Origin of the sequence: Saccharomonospora iraqiensis subsp. iraqiensis (genome assembly GCF_000430445.1) — a bacterium.
In the GTDB taxonomy this organism is placed as follows: domain Bacteria; phylum Actinomycetota; class Actinomycetes; order Mycobacteriales; family Pseudonocardiaceae; genus Saccharomonospora; species Saccharomonospora iraqiensis.
On the sequence record NZ_KE387094.1, the window covers coordinates 1 to 1,764 of the forward strand.

Genomic DNA, 1,764 nt, shown 5'->3' on the forward strand with positions numbered 1-1,764 from the left:
GGGATGCCTCCCGGCGCGAACCGGCCGCTGTCCGCGATGCTGCAGCTCGACGACGGGTCGAACCGCACGTACTCGCTGAAGCAGGGCGGCAACGTCGTCGGCCGTGGCCAGGACGCCGACTTCCGGCTACCGGACACGGGCGTGTCCCGGCGGCACCTGGAGGTCACCTGGGACGGCCAGAGCGCGACCCTGGCCGACATCGGTTCGACCAACGGGACGACCGTGAACGGCACCCCGATCCAGACCTGGCAGCTCGCCGACGGCGACGTCATCCGGGTCGGGCACTCGTCCCTGGTGTTCCGGACCCAGGGCTGACCGGGCAGGGTCAGGCCGTCCCCCGGCCCGTCCTCGGCCGTACCGCACACACAGCACACCCGTGTCTCGCATAATGACGGGGATGTGGGTGGCCTGTGGGCCGACGACGGTCCGACGAACCGGACGAAAGTGGGCGCCACGGGCTGGGCGCGAGATGGCGGGAGCTGACGCAACAGGTGCCGGAACTGGTCGTACAACTCACCAGAGTGGGATTTCTGGTCCTGCTCTGGTTGTTCGTGTTCGGTGCACTGCGGGTGGTGCGCTCGGATCTCTACGCCGCGTCGGGGCTGCGGGTGAACGTCCCCGGCCTCCGTCGCGGTGGCAGGCAGAGCAGACCCACGCCGGGACGGCGCAAGCTGCCGCGGCAACTCGTGGTCACCCACGGCGCACTGGCCGGCACCCGGATCGCGTTGGACGGCCGGCCCATCCTGATCGGGCGGGCCGACGACTCCACACTGGTGCTCGACGACGACTACGCCTCGACACGGCACGCGCGGCTGTCGTTACGAGGAGACGAGTGGTACGTGGAAGACCTGGGCTCGACGAACGGCACCTACCTGGACCGGGCTAAGGTCACGACACCCCTGAAAGTCCCACTCGGTGTCCCCATCCGGATCGGCAAGACGGTGATCGAGCTCCGCCCATGACTCTCGTCCTACGCTACGCGGCCCGCAGTGACCGTGGCCTGGTCCGCTCGAACAACCAGGACTCGGTCTACGCCGGCCCCCGCCTGCTCGCGCTCGCCGACGGCATGGGCGGCCATGCCGCGGGCGAGGTCGCCAGCAAGGTCGTCATCGCCTCGCTGGCCCCGCTCGACGACGACGAACCCGGCGACGACCTGGTGACCCAACTCCGCGACGCGGTCACCGAGGGCAACCGGGCGATCTCGGAGCTCGTCGCCGGGGATCCCGATCTGGACGGCATGGGCACCACGCTCACCGCCGTGCTCTTCTCCGGATCGCGGCTCGGGCTCGTGCACGTCGGCGACTCCCGCGCCTACCTGATGCGCGGCGGCCAGTTCTCGCAGATCACCCGGGACGACAGCTTCGTCAACGAACTGCTCGAACAGGGCCGCATCACCGAGGAGGAGGCCGCGACCCATCCCCAGCGGTCGCTGCTGCTCAAGGCCCTGACCGGGCACGAGGTGGAACCCAGCGTCACCGTGCGCGAGGCGCGGGCGGGCGACCGGTACCTGCTCTGTTCGGACGGCCTGTCCGGGATGGTGAGCAACGAGAACCTCGCCGAGGCGCTGCGCATCCCGGACCCGCAGGACTGCGCGGACCGGATGATCGAACTGGCGCTCAAGGGCGGCGGCACCGACAACGTCACGGTGATCGTCGCCGACGTCGTCGACGTCGACTTCGGCGAGGACGCCCCGATCGTGGGTGGGGCCGCGGGTGACGGCCGGGACGAGGCGCCCACGGGCGACTCCCCCGCCGCGCGGGCCCG

At 70.7% G+C, this 1,764-nt stretch carries 3 protein-coding genes; all 3 read left to right on the top strand.

What is annotated here, in order from left to right; all coding sequences use genetic code 11:
* A partial coding sequence (locus tag ACTIR_RS23245; RefSeq protein ID WP_034239950.1) for an FHA domain-containing protein occupies positions 1–315 on the top strand: 315 nt, incomplete at its 5' end.
* A gap of 176 nt (positions 316–491) precedes the next feature.
* On the top strand, positions 492–962 hold the full coding sequence (locus tag ACTIR_RS0113355) for an FHA domain-containing protein FhaB/FipA (protein ID WP_026454661.1): 471 nt from the start codon (positions 492–494) through the stop codon (positions 960–962).
* Positions 959–1,764 (top strand): PP2C family protein-serine/threonine phosphatase (locus tag ACTIR_RS0113360; RefSeq protein ID WP_026454662.1); only part of this gene is annotated, 806 nt, incomplete at its 3' end. The genes ACTIR_RS0113355 and ACTIR_RS0113360, both read left to right, overlap by 4 nt.